Annotated in this window: 14 protein-coding genes; 4 read left to right on the top strand and 10 right to left on the bottom strand. The window is 70.5% G+C overall.

All coding sequences use genetic code 11. The annotated features are described in order from the left end of the window. Positions 1-114: 114 nt before the first annotated feature. The 6 genes from AB0O44_RS14520 to AB0O44_RS14495 form a co-directional block, all read right to left on the bottom strand. Positions 115-864, bottom strand: coding sequence for a DUF2071 domain-containing protein (locus tag AB0O44_RS14520; RefSeq protein ID WP_364138599.1), 750 nt, complete (start codon positions 862-864; stop codon positions 115-117). Next, complete coding sequence (locus AB0O44_RS14515; protein WP_364138596.1) at positions 864-1,643, bottom strand: isocitrate lyase/phosphoenolpyruvate mutase family protein; 780 nt, start codon at positions 1,641-1,643, stop codon at positions 864-866. The genes AB0O44_RS14520 and AB0O44_RS14515 overlap by 1 nt, the downstream gene beginning before the upstream one ends. Before the next feature lie 59 nt (positions 1,644-1,702). Continuing rightward, on the bottom strand, positions 1,703-2,092 hold the full coding sequence (locus AB0O44_RS14510) for a DUF1622 domain-containing protein (RefSeq protein WP_364138593.1): 390 nt from the start codon (positions 2,090-2,092) through the stop codon (positions 1,703-1,705). 47 nt (positions 2,093-2,139) lie between these two features. Further along, positions 2,140-3,054, bottom strand: a complete 915-nt coding sequence (locus AB0O44_RS14505; protein WP_364138591.1) for an SDR family oxidoreductase — start codon at positions 3,052-3,054, stop codon at positions 2,140-2,142. 97 nt (positions 3,055-3,151) lie between these two features. Continuing rightward, a complete protein-coding gene (locus AB0O44_RS14500) occupies positions 3,152-4,054 on the bottom strand; it encodes a nuclease-related domain-containing protein (RefSeq protein ID WP_364138588.1) in 903 nt (300 codons plus the stop codon). Positions 4,055-4,199: 145 nt separating this feature from the next. Beyond that, positions 4,200-5,102 (bottom strand): MSMEG_6728 family protein, encoded by a 903-nt coding sequence (locus AB0O44_RS14495; protein ID WP_364138586.1) that lies wholly within the window; start codon positions 5,100-5,102, stop codon positions 4,200-4,202. Positions 5,103-5,246: 144 nt separating this feature from the next. Between AB0O44_RS14495 and AB0O44_RS14490 the strand changes: the two genes are divergently transcribed. Then, positions 5,247-5,819, top strand: coding sequence for a hypothetical protein (locus AB0O44_RS14490; protein ID WP_364138584.1), 573 nt, complete (start codon positions 5,247-5,249; stop codon positions 5,817-5,819). An 83-nt stretch (positions 5,820-5,902) separates the two neighbouring features. Here the strand turns inward: AB0O44_RS14490 and AB0O44_RS14485 are convergent, their stop codons facing one another. Both AB0O44_RS14485 and AB0O44_RS14480 read right to left on the bottom strand, forming a co-directional pair. Beyond that, positions 5,903-6,556: a transglycosylase family protein gene (locus AB0O44_RS14485; RefSeq protein ID WP_364138582.1), complete on the bottom strand. Its 654-nt coding sequence runs from the start codon at positions 6,554-6,556 to the stop codon at positions 5,903-5,905. A 220-nt stretch (positions 6,557-6,776) separates the two neighbouring features. Further along, positions 6,777-9,434 (bottom strand): excinuclease ABC subunit UvrA, encoded by a 2,658-nt coding sequence (locus tag AB0O44_RS14480; protein WP_364138579.1) that lies wholly within the window; start codon positions 9,432-9,434, stop codon positions 6,777-6,779. Positions 9,435-9,482: 48 nt separating this feature from the next. On the opposite strand from AB0O44_RS14480, the gene AB0O44_RS14475 reads away from it, so the two are divergent. Beyond that, the gene (locus AB0O44_RS14475) at positions 9,483-10,616 is read left to right on the top strand and encodes an adenosine deaminase (RefSeq protein WP_364138577.1); all 1,134 of its coding nucleotides are present in this window, start codon (positions 9,483-9,485) and stop codon (positions 10,614-10,616) included. A gap of 23 nt (positions 10,617-10,639) precedes the next feature. Here AB0O44_RS14475 and AB0O44_RS14470 read toward each other — a convergent pair whose 3' ends face one another. Together AB0O44_RS14470 and AB0O44_RS14465 are read right to left on the bottom strand one after the other, a co-directional pair. Beyond that, a complete protein-coding gene (locus AB0O44_RS14470; protein ID WP_364138574.1) occupies positions 10,640-11,614 on the bottom strand; it encodes an aldo/keto reductase in 975 nt (324 codons plus the stop codon). 108 nt (positions 11,615-11,722) lie between these two features. Continuing rightward, a complete protein-coding gene (locus tag AB0O44_RS14465; RefSeq protein ID WP_364138571.1) occupies positions 11,723-12,166 on the bottom strand; it encodes a DUF2177 family protein in 444 nt (147 codons plus the stop codon). A 142-nt stretch (positions 12,167-12,308) separates the two neighbouring features. Between AB0O44_RS14465 and AB0O44_RS14460 the strand changes: the two genes are divergently transcribed. Together AB0O44_RS14460 and AB0O44_RS14455 are read left to right on the top strand one after the other, a co-directional pair. Beyond that, positions 12,309-13,175, top strand: a complete 867-nt coding sequence (locus AB0O44_RS14460) for a DUF1295 domain-containing protein (RefSeq protein ID WP_364138569.1) — start codon at positions 12,309-12,311, stop codon at positions 13,173-13,175. A gap of 131 nt (positions 13,176-13,306) precedes the next feature. Continuing rightward, on the top strand, positions 13,307-14,182 hold the full coding sequence (locus AB0O44_RS14455) for a glycosidase (protein WP_364138567.1): 876 nt from the start codon (positions 13,307-13,309) through the stop codon (positions 14,180-14,182). Positions 14,183-14,281: the final 99 nt, after the last annotated feature.

Here is a 14,281-nt window from a genome sequence, read left to right as displayed (position 1 = left end):
GCCTGCCTTGGCTCCCGGGGTGGAGACCGGACCCCATCCACTACACGCCTCCCCGGGCGCGACGGACAGGGAAGAAAGACCCTTGAAGCCCGTCAGGACGGATCGGGGAGCGCCTCAGCCGCGGCCGGAGCTCGCCCGGCCGGAACCCGTCAGTGCCCGGGGCCGGCCGAACTGGGTCCGGACCCCGGGGGAGTACAGCACCGACTCCGGCGGCCCGTCCACCGCGATCCCGGCCGCGGCCACCAGCCCGTCCTCCAGCCGCGCGATCCGCGCCGGGTACAGCGGCCAGGGGGTGTGCGTGTTGGGGATGTAGAGGGTCTGGCCGTGGAACCGGGAGTGCAGCCCGAACCGCGCCGTCAGGTGCACGGACAGCGGGTCTCCGGCGGCGCCGTCGTAGTCCGGAACCACGGCGAAGTCGCTGGCCGCGCCGCCCCGGAACCGCCGCACCGTGTACCCGGTGGCGGGGTCCTCCGGGGTCTGCGGGCGGTAGCCGTCCCGGGACCAGACGTAGGGGATGCCCGCGGCCCGCGCCGCGAGGACCACCGCCAGCCGGGAAGCGTCCAGGGACAGGAACACCACGCCCCGGGTGCCGTCCGGTTCCCGCGAATAGAGCCGGACGTTGATCTCGGTGAAGCTGCCGAAATACGGGATGGCCGGGCCGGTGCCGATGCCAGCGCCCTGCATCCGGAAGCCGATCAGGCCCACCCAGGCGGACCCGTCGAACTCGTCCGGCTCCACCCCCGCGGGCATGAAGCGCGCGGCGGCGGGCCGGGGGATGCGCCAGTGCAGGAACACGGCGTGGCTCCAGCGCTGGTCCATAATGACCGGGCGGGGCAGCTCCGGCGCCGCGGGCCAGGGATCCATCAGTTCAGCGGCCGGGTGCCGTCGGGCAGGGCGCCGCCGGCGAGGAGCTGGGCGGCGGTGTCGGCCAGGGCGGTCAGCGCCACCCGCTGGGTCCACGGGCCGTAGGAGATCCGGGCGACGCCGAGTTCCTGCAGCCGGGCCGGGGCCAGGGAGCCGGGGACGTTGATGACGGAGACCTTGTTCCAGCCGATCCCGTCCACCAGCGCGGCGACGGTCCCCTCGTCCAGCAGCCCCGGCACGAACACGGTGGTGGCGCCGACGTCCAGGAAGGCGCGGCCGCGTTCGATCGCGTCGGTCAGGACCTCGCGCTGGTCCCGGTCCTTGCCCTTGAGGAACGCGTCCGTGCGGGCGTTGAGAACGAAGTCGATGCCTTCGTCCGCGGCGGCCTCCGTCACCGAGCGCATCTGGGCGACCGCGTCCGCGAGGGGACGCATCTGGTCCTCGATGTTCGCGCCGACGACGCCGACGCCGATCGCCTTCCGCACGGCTTCGCCGGGGGTGCCGTAGCCCGATTCGAGGTCGGCGCTGACCGGCAGGTCCGTGGCGGCCGTGATCCGGCCGATGGCGGCGATCATCTCATCGAGCGGGATGTTCTCGCCGTCCTCGTAGCCGAGCGAGGCGGCGATGGAGTGGCTGGCCGTGGCGAGGGCCCGGGTGCCGGGCACGTCGCCGATGACCTTGGCGCTGATGGCGTCCCAGACGTTGACGACCTGGAGGATCTCGGGTGCCTGGTGCAGGCGGAGGAGTTCGGTGGCTTTGGAGGCTGTGGTTTCCGTCATTTCGCGAGCCTAACCGGGTGCGGCTGGCCGGAGAAGGGGTTTTGCTCAGGGAGGAACGGTCAGGCAGCGCCGGTCTCGGCCCGGCTGCCGGAGGAGGGCTTCTGCCAGGGCCAGCGGCCGGTGATTTCCAGTTCCAGCGAGAAGCTCAGGAACGTCCGGATCAGCACGATGATGGCGAGGACGGCGACGCTCTCAAAGGTGGGGGTGATGGCCACGGTGCGGATGATGTCCGCCGCGACCAACAGTTCCAGGCCCAGCAGGATCGAGCGGCCCAGCAGCTGCCGGTAGGACCGGTATTTCGAGAGCGGCTCCGAATCCGCGGGCAGACCGCGGGGCTGGACGCCCCGCAGCGCCATCGGCAGCGACACCAGGGCGCCCACCACCATCACCGCCACCCCGGCGAAGTCCATGAAGCCGCCGACGGCCTCGATGATGCTCCTGAAGTCCATGCTGCTCCTTGGGACGGGTGGGTGGCGTGGTTCTGCTGCGGTCCGAGTTAGGGGTGGCGGACGCCGACGCCGGCCAGCACGGCGCGGTAGCCCTCACGGTAGCTCGGGTAGGTGAACTCCAGGCCGGTGCCGCGCAGCAGGGCGTTGCTGACCTTCTTGTTGCCGCCGCGGGACGGTTCCCCGGAGGAACGGCCCGAGGTGGGGCGGTCACTGCCGGTGCGGCCGCCGCCGTCGGGGTCCGCCGGCTGCGGGGCGGGCAGGCCCAGCTCCGCGGCGAGGAAGGTCAGGACGTCCGCCATCTCGGCCGGTTCGTTGTCGACGCCCAGGTAGAGCGGAGCTGGTTCGGCCTCCATCGTGCAGAGGCGCACGATCGCGGCGGCGGCGTCGTCGCGGTGGATGCGGTTGGTGAGCTTGGAACCTGCCGGCAGTGTGGCCTTGCCGCCGCGGACCATGTCGATCAGCCGGGTCCGGCCCGGGCCGTAGATCCCGCCGAGGCGCAGCACCACCGGGGCGATGCCGGTGCCCTCGAGCCGGTCGGCCAGCAGCCGTTCGGCCTCGAGGATGATGCGCCCGGAGAAGCCGCCGGGGTTCGGTGCGGAGGCCTCGTCCACCCAGCCGCCGTCGGCATCGCCGTAGACCGCCGTGGAGGAGACGAACAACACCCGCCGCACGGGAGCCCCGGAGGCGAGGACGGCGTCGAGCACCCGGGACAGGCCGTCCACGTAGGCGGCGCGGTAGGCCTCCTCGGTGGGCGAGTCGGCGGCGACGGCCACGACGACGGCGGTGGTGTCCGCCGGGACGGGCGGCAGCTCACCACGGGTCAGGTCCGCCGCAAAGCCTTCGATCCCGGCAGGCAGCTTCTCCGGCGAGCGTCGCCAGCCCGCCACGCGGTGTCCGGCGGCGGCAAACCGCAGCCCGGCCTCAGTCCCCAGGTCGCCGCATCCGGCAAGCAGAACAGTCATACCGGCAAGTCTGCCAGCAAATCGGAGGGGCTCTGTGCCGGGTCGGATCGGGCCGGTTGGGAACGCGCCGCTGCGGGGACTCGGCGAGTGGACGAGGTTAGCGCTTCGGAACGGGCTGGACCACGGTAGGTGTCGGCTGTGGAGCTGGCGGGCCAGCCGGCGCTGTAGGCCTGAGGCCGGAGAGAAAGCTGAAGATGAAGGACAGCAGAATCATGAGGACGGCCAACCTGAAGAGCGCCCCGATGCAGCTCACCTTCTGTTGGCCACCGCGGCGTCGACTCCGTGCTGGCGCCTTCGGCCGCGCAGATTGGGGTCGCCGGGAGCCCCGGCTTTTGGGTTGCACGGTGGCGGCACCGGGCGGCCGCGATGCTGTGGTGCTGGACGCTGTGAACTGCGCCGTGGAAAGCAGCTGCGGGCTGGTGGCGCCACCCAGGAGAGACTGCAGATAGGCATGGATTGTTGGAATCAGGGCCGCATCAAGGACCGTCGGCAGCTCGGCGACCGCCCGCGCGATGGTGTTGAGACCCTCGATGCGTGTTCCACCGCTCGCCGTACCGCTGAGCTCCGGCTGGCCTACCAGGCAGATCCATCCCTGTACCAACCGCCGATGCCCCGGTTCCAGGACCGCCGCCACGGCGGCCGCCTGCTGACCGACCCCGGCGACGCTGTGGTGTCGGGCGTATCCGTTTTGCCGGAGAGTTCCGCCGGAGAGAGTGACCTCCCCGTTCCAGTTCTTGGCGTCCACCACCACAATGCCGCCCGGACCGATCAGGACGTGGTCAAGATTAGCCTGGGGCCGCCCCGGCCAGTGGACATCGTGGATGACCTGCCAGCCAAGCGGCGCAATCTCTCTGAGTTTCTCAGCGAGAATTGCTTCGCCCGCCGCACCCAGGGACCAGGCGTGGGCGTTCCGCTCGGCGTGCTCCAGCTCCCGTCGCAAACGTGCAACCCGTTCAGCTGCGAGCCGCGACTTCTCCGCGGCTCCTTCTCCTGCAGCCATGACTTCCCCCAAGCAGCGTCTGGCGTGATGCCCGTCGCCGAAGCGATGGGACGGTGGCTGACACCATACGTCACAGGGGCTGGTCCCACCAGTCACATCAACGGACTGGCTCGCGGGTTCGGCCCGCGCGAGCCGCCCCGCCCGCCTAGCGCGCGGGGATCGGGAAGAAGAGCCGGGGATCCTGGAGCAGGGCCGGGTAGTCGAACTCCTCGCGTGCGATGACCTCGTCCACCTCGAAGTCGCGGGCGAACCGGCCCTCCACCTCGATCGGACGGCCCACGACCTTGCCGACGGCGAAGGTGCGGCCGGCGTCGAACGGGACAGCCACCACGGACTTGCCCGGGAGCGTGGTGAACGCCTCCTCCTGGGCCAGACGCTTGCGGGTGGGCTTCTTCGGCTGCGCCTTCGCGGGCCGCTTCTTGGCGTTCTTCTCCGGCCGGCGGGAGGTGGGCTCGGCGTAGACGAACTGGTACTCGCCGTCGTCCGGGGCCGCGCCCTTGCCGCGCCCGGGCGGCAGGCTCACCGTCAACAGGTCCGAGGGATCGGTGCCCTCGACGGGCAGCCGCAGGATCCACATCTTCTCGCCCTCGGGGTCCTCCGGCAGCAGCTCGAGCTTGGGCTCCGGCCAGAGGTACTCCAGGTCCGGGTCCGTGCCGGGGAACACGTCGGCGTAGAACGAGGGCTCCTTGGCCAGCAGGCGGGAGCGGTGGGCGAGGTGGAACCCGGGGTCGCCCAGCCAGTATGGCATCTGGATCCGGTCCGCGTAGTCCGGGTGGCCGGCCTGCGGCGCGAACTCCAGGATCCGGCCGCGGGTGGTGTCTTCCCCGCCGCGGGCCACCCATTCATCCACCATCGCCAGACCGTACATAGTCAGCGCGGGGACGTGGCCCATCCACATCCGGACGGCCGGGTGGGTCTGCCAGCCGTACTGGGGGATGACCAGGGCGCGGAGCACCTGGAGGGCCTCGACGCGCTGCTTGCCCAGCCGGGCACGGTCCAGGGCCGCGGCGCTTTGCCGGAAATCGGAGTAGGGCAGGAAAGTTTGCATCTCTCCAGTTTGAGGCCGCGGGCCCGCATCACCAATTGCGGGCCGCCCGGGGTGAGCGTGTTCACATGCCGGGCGCCTACAGACAGCTCCCAGCCGGGAGTTCTATCATGGATCGGAACCACCCCGCTTCACGGAAGATCCGCCATGACCCCTGAAACGACGGCGCCTTTTGCGCCCAAATACGGACAAATGCTCAGCCCGGAAGCCAACGGCATCCTGGTGCTCGAGGAATTCACCCTGGATCCGGCCGCGGCCCGCAAGGAACAGCACGGCTTCCGCGCGGCCCTGGCGTCGGTGGCTCTGACGATGCGCAGAATCCTGGCGTTCCGGATGCTGATCGCCCTGGTCGCCATCGCCAACCTTCCGCTGTTCCTGCTCTCCAGCGGCTGGGAAATCTACGTGGTGTCCGTGGCCCTGGTGGTGGCCGTCCACGCCGCGGTGACCTGGCTGAACCGGCACGAGCCGCGGCTGAAGCAGCGCCGGATGCTGGAACTGCACCTGCACCGGGAGCGCAGCGACAATTACCGCAAGGTCCGCGACGCCGTGAAGTACGTCATCGACACCCCCGCCCGGATGAACGAACAGCTCTACCTCGAGCTCCTCGCCGCCAAGCGCGTGGCCCTGAACCTGGCCCACGGAACGGTGGCGCTGCTGGACACCAGCGACGACGCCGCGTGGAAGGTCCGCATCATCCGCGAACTGCCCCGCACCGCCTGAACGGCGACAAAGACAACAAACGACGACGCCGGAGCGGCCCCCCAAGGCCGCGCCGGCGTCGTCGTTTTGTCTCGCCCTGAAAGCTAGGCCGGAAGCTGCAGGACCTGCCCGGCGAGGACCAGGTTCGGGTCGCTGATGGTGTCCGTGTTGGCGTCGGCCAGGGCCTGCCAGCCGCCCTTGATGTTCAGGTGCTCGGCGATGGTGCTGAGGCTGTCGCCGCTCTGCACCGTGTAGGTCTCGCCGCTGAGGGCCACCGGGGCCGCGTGCCGGGCAGGAACGGGTGCCTGCACGGGTGCCTGGATCGGGGCGGCCTGGGGTGCGGCCTTGACGGGGGTGCTCTGGACAGGGGCGGACTGGACGGGGACGCTGGCACCGCCGCCTCCGCTGAGGCCAAGCTGCGCGGCGCAGGACGGCCACGCGCCCCAGCCTTGGCTGGCCTGGACGTTTTGGGCGACGGCGATCTGCTGCTCGCGGGTCGCGTTGGCCGGGGAGCCGGTGCCGCCGTTGGCCGCCCAGGTGCTCTGGGTGAACTGCAGGCCGCCGGAGAAGCCGTTGCCGGTGTTGGTGCTCCAGTTGCCGCCGCTCTCGCACTGGGCCAGGGCGTCCCAGGTGGAGGTGGACGTGGCGGCGGGGGTCGCGGCGCTGGCGGCGGTGGCGGAAAGTGCGACGCCGGCGGCGGAGATGGCGGCCAGGGCGGCGCCGCGGCGCGCGGCAGTGGTGAGGGTTGAGGTCTTCATGTGGTTCAGCTGCTCCTGAGGGCCACCTGCGCTCGGCCCGTCCCCGGGCGTTGTCGCGCCACTGCCCGCCCCTGACAATAGAGGTCATCTGCGGTGTCTGCCGGTCGGGCAGTTCTGGTGGTGGCAGCACCGGGCATGCGATCGCCCGATTTCGGGCATCCGCCCACGCTAGGACAGACCGCAGCAGGTTTCAACCCGGCCGCCTGCCCCGGCGCTTCCCTTAGCGCCGGGCGCGGCTTCCGAGGGCGGACTTCAGGTAGGGCGCGGTGCGGCTCTTGGCGGAGCGGGCGACGGCGGCCGGTTCGCCCGCGGCGATGATCTTGCCGCCGGCGTCCCCGCCGGCCGGGCCGAGGTCGATCACCCAGTCGGCGGCGGCCACCACGTCCATCTCGTGCTCGACCACCACCACCGTGTTTCCGGCGTCGACCAACCGGTGCAGCTGCGCCATCAACAGCTCGACGTCGGCAGGGTGCAGCCCGGTGGTGGGCTCGTCCAGCAGGTAGAGCGAATGCCCGCGCTGAGCACGCTGGAGTTCGGTGGCGAGCTTGATCCGCTGCGCCTCGCCGCCGGAGAGTTCGGTGGCGGGTTGGCCCAAGCGTAGGTAGCCCAGGCCCACCTCGCGGAGGGTCTGCAGGGCGCGGGCCGCGGCCGGAACGGGGGCAAGGAATTCGGCGGCGGCGTCCACCGTCATGCCCAAAACCTCCGCAATGTTTTTGCCCCGGTAGGTGACCTCCAGGGTTTCCGGGTTGTACCGGGAACCGTGGCATTCGGGGCACGGGCCGTAGCTGCCGGGCAGGAAGAGCAGTTCGACGGCGACGAAGCCCTCGCCCTGACAGGTCTCGCAGCGGCCGCCGGCGACGTTGAAGGAGAACCGGCCGGCGCCGTAGCCGCGGGCCTTGGCCTCGTCCGTGCCGGCGAAGACCTTCCGGACCGCGTCGAACAGGCCGGTATAGGTGGCCAGGTTGGAGCGCGGCGTCCGGCCGATCGGCTTCTGGTCCACCTTGACGAGACGGTCGATCAGTTCCAGGCCGGTCACGGGCCCGACGGTCAGCGGTTCGGTGAGCTCCCCGGCGTCCCCGGCGTCCCCGGCGTCCTCCGGGTCGGCGGCGGAACCGACGGTGGTGCCGGCAGCGCCGCCGGACGTGCCGTCGCCGTCAGCACCGCCGTTGTCCCCGTGCAGCCAGCGGCCGGTCACCCCGGCCAGGACCTGGCTGACCAGCGTGGATTTACCGGACCCGGAGACGCCGGTCACGGCAGTCAGGACGCCCAGCGGGAAGTCAGCGTCGAGGTGCTGCAGGTTGTGGCGGCTGATATCGCGGAGCTTCAACCACCCGTTCGGTTCCCTGGAGCCACCGCCGTCGCCGTCGCGTGCGCCGCCGTCGCCGCGCGAACCCGCACCGCCGTCGTCGGTCGGCGAAGCGGCGTCGGGGAACAGGTACGGCCGCGTGACCGAGGCGTCCACCCCGGCGAGGCCGTCCACAGGCCCGCTGTAGAGCACCTCGCCTCCACCCTCGCCGGCCCGCGGACCCACGTCCACCAGCCAGTCCGCCCGCCGCACCACGTCCATGTTGTGCTCCACCACGAACACCGAGTTACCGGCGGATTTCAGCTGGTCCAGCACGGCCAGCAGCGGCTCCGCGTCGGCCGGGTGCAGTCCGGCGGAGGGCTCGTCCAGGACGTAGATCACACCGAACAACCCGGACCGCAGCTGGGTGGCGATCCGCAGCCGCTGCATCTCGCCGGGGGAGAGGGTGGGGGTGGAGCGGCCCAGCGCCAGGTAGCCCAGGCCCAGGTCCAGCAGCACGGTGACACGCTGCAACAGGTCGCGGGTGATCGCGACCGCCACCTCGTTGGTTTCCCCGGACGACTGTTTCCGTGACGCCGTCCCGGCGCCGGTCAGCTCGGTGGTGGGCCGGATGATGTCGGCGAGTTCACTCATCGGGACCGCGTTCAGCTCGGCGATGGTGCGGCCCGCGAAAGTCACGGCGAGGGCCTCGGGCCGCAGGCCGCTGCCGCCGCAGCGCGGGCACGGACCGGTCTCCATGAACTTCAGGACCTTCTCGCGCATGGTGGAACTCTTCGAGTCGGCCAGGGTGTGCAGCACGTAGCTGCGGGCGCTCCAGAACCGGCCCTTGTACGGCTTGGCGACGCGGTCCCGCTGCGGCGTCACCTCCACCACGGGTTGTTCCTCGGTGAAGAGGATCCAGTCACGGTCCTTTTTGCGGAGCTTCCGCCAGGGGGTGTCGATGTCGTAGCCGAGGTGGCTGAGGATGTCGCGGAGGTTCTTGCCCTGCCAGGCGCCCGGCCACGCGGCGATCGCGCCGTCGCGGATACTCAGGTCGGCGTCCGGGACCAGCGAGGACTCCGAAACGGTGTGGGCGATGCCCAGGCCGTGGCATTCCGGGCAGGCGCCGGCGGCGGTATTGGGCGAGAACGCGTCCGAATCCAGCGGGGCGGCACCGGCCGGGTACGTGCCGGCGCGGGAGAAGAGCATCCGCACCGAGTTGGACAGGGTGGTCACCGTGCCCACGGTGGAGCGGGAGCTGGGCGTGCCGCGGCGCTGCTGGAGCGCGACGGCGGGCGGCAGCCCGGTAATCAGCTCCACCTTGGGATTGTGGCCCTGCTGGATCAACCGCCGGGCGTAGGGCGCCACCGACTCGAAGTAGCGGCGCTGGGCCTCGGCGTAGATGGTGCCGAAGGCCAGCGAGGACTTGCCCGAGCCGGACACCCCCGTGAACGCGACGATCGCGTCGCGGGGGACGTCGACGTCGACGTTGCGCAGGTTGTTCTCACGCGCGCCGCGGACCCGGACGAACCCGTCCGAGGGCGCCTCGGGCGCGAGGCCGGGGAAATCGGAAGCCTGCTGATCATTCTGCATTGTATTGACTCTATCCGGCCCGGCCCGCGGCGGGCATATCCTTACCGAATGGAAAGTTACGACGGCGGCGCTGGGGCGCCGCAGGCAGTTGATGGGGCGCCGCAGGCGGAGGAGCCAACGGGACAGGCAGCGGAGAACCCAGCAGAGGCCCGGCCCGAGGGGGTCCCCGACTTCGCGGAGGTCCCGGAGGAGGTCCACGGCCCGCTGCCCGTGGCAGAACTGCACCTGCACATCGAGGGAACGCTGCAGCCGGAGTTGATCTTCGCGCTCGCGGAGCGGAACAACATCCCCCTGCCGTACGCGGACCTGGACGAGCTGCGGGCCCGCTACGAGTTCACGGACCTGCAGTCGTTCCTGGACCTCTACTACGCCAACATGGCCGTGCTGCAGACCGAGCAGGACTTCGCGGACATGACCCGGGCCTACCTGTCCCGCGCCGCCACCGCCGGGGTCCGGCACGCGGAGATCATGCTGGACCCGCAGGCGCACCTCTCCCGCGGCGTCGCCCTGGAAACCTGCGTCAACGGCGTGGCCGCCGTGCTGGCGACCTCGCAGGAGGAGTTCGGCATCTCCACCCTGCTGATCGCCGCATTCCTGCGGGACCTCTCCGAGGAGTCCGCGCTGGAGGTGCTGGAAAAGCTGCTGGCGATGGATGCCCCGATCGCCGGGATCGGCCTGGACTCCGCGGAGGTGGGCAACCCGCCGTCGAAGTTCGAGCGGCTCTTCGCCCGGGCCAAGGACGCCGGGCTGCACCGGATCGCGCACGCCGGCGAGGAGGGGCCGCCGTCGTACATCGTCGAGGCATTGGATGTCCTGGACGTTGAGCGGATCGATCACGGCATCCGCTGCATGGAGGACCCGGACCTGGTGGAGCGCCTGGTTCAGGAGCTGATGCCGTTGACCGTGTGCCCGCTCTCCAACGTCCGGCTTCGCGCGGTGGACACCCTGGCCGAGCACCCGCTGCCGGGCATGCTGGCCGCGGGCCTGAACGTCAGCGTGAACTCGGACGATCCGGCGTACTTCGGCGGGTACGTGGACGACAACTTCACCCAGCTCCGGAGCGTGATCGGCCTCTCTGAGTTCGACTGTGTCCGGCTCGCGGCGAACTCCATCCGGTCCTCGTTCGCCAGCGAGGAGCGCAAGACCGAGCTGCTGGCCGAACTCGCCGCCTCCGGCCGCTAAGCCGGAGGCGGGGCCGGGAGAGCCTAGGCGTCGATGCTGCCCATGTCCGGGTAGCGTCCGCCGGCGGCCACCCCTGCCGGTGCCAGCTCCTCCAGCCGGGCCAGGTCCTCGGCGGTGAGTTCGACGTCGACGGCTCCGAGATTCTCCTGCAGCCGGTCGCGCTTCTTGGTGCCGGGGATCGGGACGATGTGCTCGCCCTGGGCCAGCAACCACGCCAGCGCCAGCTGCGCCGGGGTGCAACCCTTGGCGGTGGCCAGCTCGGTCACCCGGTCCACCAGCTCCAGGTTGCGGGTGAAGTTCTCGCCCTGGAAGCGCGGGGAGTGGCGGCGGAAGTCGTCGGGCGCGAAGTCGTCCTCACTGCGCAGCTGCCCGGTGAGGAAGCCGCGGCCCAGCGGGCTGTAGGGGACGAAGCCGATGCCCAGCTCGGCCAGGACCGGGAACACCTTGGTCTCCGGCTCCCGCTCCCACAGCGAGTACTCGGTCTGCAGCGCGGTGATCGGGTGCACGGCGTGTGCCCGGCGGATGGTGTCCGCGCTGGCCTCCGAGAGCCCCAGGTACTTGACCTTGCCGGCCTGGACCAGTTCGGCCATGGCGCCGACGGTCTCCTCGATCGGCACGGTCTTGTCCACCCGGTGCTGGTAGTACAGGTCGATGTGGTCCACGCCGAGGCGCTGCAGGCTCGCGTCACACGCGGCCCGGACGTACTCGGGCTTGCCGTTGATGCCCACCCAGGAGCCGTCCTCGCGGCGTTCGTTGCCGAACTTGGTGGCCAGCACCACGTCGTCGCGGCGCCCCTTGATCGCGCCGCCCACCAGCTTCTCGTTGGTGAAGGGCCCGTACATGTCGGCGGTGTCCAGCAGGGTGCCGCCGGCGTCGAGGAAAGCGTGGATGGTGGCGACGGATTCCTGCTCATCGCCCTTGCCGTAGAACTCGCTCATGCCCATGCAGCCGAGGCCCAGGGCGGAGACGGTAAGCGAACCAAGCGTGCGGTGTTCCATGGGGGTTCTCCTGACACAGTGGGAGGGCCGCGGATCGGCCCCCTGGGGAGCGGGGGTGGCGGCGATCAGGCCACTGTAGCCAGCCTGATTGCCCGGAGCAACGGTCGTTCAGTCCCCGGGAGTCACGGCGCCGGCGCGGGGGTGGTGCAGCCGCAGGATCAGGGCCACCAGCGGGCTGACGGCGGCGCACACGGCGGCGCCCCAGGCGATGTCCGTGACGGCGACGACGGCGGGGAAGTCCTTGAGCACGGCGAAGGCGGTGAGCGCCCAGGTGGCGTAGGTGAAGAAGCCGAACAGCGCTCCGGACCCGGCCCGGCTCCGGAGGCTGGCGCGGCTGTCCGTCGGGCGGACGCCGTAGTGGACGATCCCGGCGACGAAGACGACGTAGAACAGGACGGCGCCGGCGGCGTTGAAGCTGGCCGGAAGCAGATGGCCGATCTGGCTGCGGTACTGCGGGGTGGCCACGGTGAGGATCCAGACGGCGTCGACGGCGGCGAAAATCACGGCGGTCACGGCGTAGGCCAGCAGCCACTTCCTGAGCGGACGGGTCATGGGAGCTCCTTCGGGGCGTGGTGCGCGGTCGACGGTGGGCGGGGCATGGCCGGTGGATACGGAACTTTCCTCAATACTAGTTCGTAGGCTTAGTAGTCAGTGCCGGCACCGGGACCCGGGCCGCCTAGGGAAGGAATGCTCCATGAATGAGTCCGAACGCAAGGCCCTCGCCGTCATTCCGGTGGTGGTGCTGCTCGGAGCCGGGCTCGCCTGGGCCGGCAGCCAGAACGGGGCCACGGCCGGTGGCATCCCGGTGTTCGCCCTGGCCGTGGCGGCCGCGTTCATCATCCAGTGGCTCGCGTTCATCCCGGCCTACCTCCGCCAGACGGAGCGGTTCTACGACCTGACCGGCTCCCTGACCTACATCGCCGTCACCCTGCTGCTGGTGCTGCTCACGCCCGGCATCGACGCGCGGGGCTTCCTGCTGGCACTGCTGGTGCTGGTGTGGGCCGCTCGGCTCGGCTCCTTCCTGTTCCGCCGGATCAGCAAGGCCGGCAAGGACGACCGCTTCGACGAGATCAAGCCCTCATTCATCCGCTTCCTCACCACCTGGACCATGCAGGGGATCTGGGTGGCCTTCACCGCCGCCGCGGCCTGGGTGGCCATGACCTCGGCCAACCGCGTGGGGCTGGACTGGTTCGCCCTGATCGGCGTGCTGGTCTGGATCGCCGGGTTCGGCATCGAGGCGGTGGCGGACCGGCAGAAGGGCCGGTTCAGCGCGGACCCGGCCAACAAGGGCAAGTTCATCTCCACCGGCCTGTGGTCGAAATCCCGGCACCCCAACTACTTCGGCGAGATCCTGCTCTGGGTGGGCGTCGCCATCATCGCCCTGCCCGTGCTGCAGGGCTGGCAGTGGGTGGCCCTGATCTCCCCGGTGTTCGTCGCGCTCCTGATCACCAAGGTCAGCGGCGTCCCACACCTGGAGAAGAAGGCGGACAAGAAATGGGGCGGCCAGGCCGACTACGAGGAGTACAAGAAGAACACCCCGGTGCTCATCCCCAAGCTCTGATCCACTTCCCGTCCACGTCGCTTCGCCGCGTCATATCCGGTCACAGCAACGGTCCAATCGCCGCGCCCGGTCGCGGATGCCGTGGAACCTTGGCAAAATGCAGGTGGATCAATAGCTGCTAGAGGAGACCCATGGGCGCGAACGCTGCGGAAAACACTAACCTTCGCCTGAAAGCTGTGCTGGACGTCCTGACCGAGGGGGTGTGGTCCGGGGAGAAGCTGAACGCCGGCGTCGTCCTCGGCGAGGCGATCGCCCGGGTCCCGCTGAATGACAAGGAGCGGGAGCTGCTCAGCGGCGGCATTCCGCGCGGGCACAAGGCGCTCACCACCGCGTCCGCGAAGCTGGTGAAGGCCGGCTGGCTGATCAAGGGCCGCTCCGGCTGGACCATTACCGAGGACGGCCAGCGCGCCACGGTCGCCTTCGCGGACCCGGCCGCCTTCACGGCCGCGCTCGACGCCGGCACCCCGGTCCCGGCCGACACCCCGCTTCCCGCGGCACCGGCCGGGCACAGCGCACCGAAGGCTGCCCCGCATGGGGCGGAGAAGGCCGTGAAGGCTGTCGAAAAGGTTGCCGAAAAGGTGGCGGACACCGCCGCGAAGCTGGTTGAGGAGGCCGTGGCCCCGGTGGCGAAGGCCGTCCGGAAGCGCAAGGCCGCGGACAAGGCGGCTCCTGCCGAAGCCCCGGCGCCCCCCGCTGAACCCGCCGTCGAGCAGCCCGCCGAGGTCGCCGTCGCCGGTGACTTCAACGTCCTGCTCGGCGCCCCGGCCAACTGGGCCCCGCAGTACGACGAGTCCCAGATGCAGCTGGACGAGGTGGACCAGCTGTGGAAGCTCGCCGCGGACCTGCCGGCCGGTGCCTACAGCTTCAAGATCGCCATCAACCGCTCCTGGGACGAAAATTACGGCCGGTTCGGCGCCTTCGACGGCGCCAACCACGAGGTGCACCACCGCGGCGGACCCCTGGTGATCCGCTACGACCACCGCACCCGCGACATCGTCACGGAGTAACGCGCAAGAACCATGAACCGGCCGGGGTCCCGCACAGGGCCTCGGCCTGTTCTTTATGGCCTAGAACCGCGTGGGGTCAGGCCCCGGCGGAATCGGTGA

The sequence above is a fragment of the Arthrobacter sp. NPDC080082 genome (assembly GCF_040686595.1).
In the GTDB taxonomy this organism is placed as follows: Bacteria; Actinomycetota; Actinomycetes; order Actinomycetales; family Micrococcaceae; genus Arthrobacter.
This window is presented reverse-complemented; position numbering and strand designations above follow the sequence as displayed.